The following is an 818-nucleotide window of genomic DNA, read 5'->3' as shown; positions in this document are numbered from 1 at the left end:
CGGCACCATGCAGCTGGATGACTTCATCGCCAAGCAAGGCGCCTGGATCGGCAAACTGGTCGCCCAGTACCGCCAAACCACGCTCAACATCAAGGTCCCGGAGGGCCCGCCCTGCCCGCTTTGCCAGGGCAAGATGGCCAAGCGAAAGGGCAAGAGCGGCGACTTCTGGTCATGCCTGCGCTACCCAGACTGTAAAGGCCTGGTGAACATCGAGGCATTGAAAGGAAACGGCAAGACAGGTAGCAGAAACAGAGGTGCCGCGAAGGCCTAAAGGGCGAGCAGCTGCTGCTGCCAACTCGTAAAGAGCGAATCGATCAGATCAAAACACCCAATTCGCAGATGGCAGCAGCGCGCATCAACCCCAGCGCGCAAGAACGAAAGCAAGGTAACGTCCAAGTCTGCCAAGTCTGCCAAGACTGCCAAGACTGCCAAGACTGCCAAGTCTGCCAAGTCTGCCAAGTCTGCCAAGTCTGCCAAGTCTGCCAAGTCTAAGACTTTGACTGGTAGAAGATTGCTCCACAACCGGTCTTCGGCAATCTTGCGTTAGGAAGTATTGCCCCCCCATAATGCAAGCGTTCCACCCCGCTCGCGCACTGGCGGTCATCAGTGGCGACCCCGGAGTTTCTCGACTTGGTCTTGAAGCTCCACCCCCAAGAGCACGCTAAGCATCGGGTAGGGCGTGTAGATCTTTGCGTGACGCTCTCCCTGTGTCTCCCTGCTCCGCAGCTGACACGCAGCCGTCTAACTTCGTGATAAGCGGGTTTACAGGCACATAGGGCTCACAGAAGGTTCGGTGCACACTGTACTTCGGGCCAACC

The 818-nt window shown here is 57.6% G+C and carries 1 protein-coding gene; it reads left to right on the top strand.

Going from position 1 to position 818, the window contains the following annotated elements:
• Positions 1–271: topoisomerase DNA-binding C4 zinc finger domain-containing protein (locus GSQ95_RS25970; RefSeq protein ID WP_178123857.1), on the top strand; the 271-nt coding region annotated here is incomplete at its 5' end.
• Positions 272–818: the final 547 nt, after the last annotated feature.

Origin of the sequence: Pseudomonas sp. BAV 4579 (genome assembly GCF_009765395.1) — a bacterium.
Lineage (GTDB): Bacteria > Pseudomonadota > Gammaproteobacteria > Pseudomonadales > Pseudomonadaceae > Chryseomonas > Chryseomonas aestiva.
Note: the sequence above shows the minus strand (reverse complement) of the source record. Positions and strands in the feature narration are given on the sequence as shown.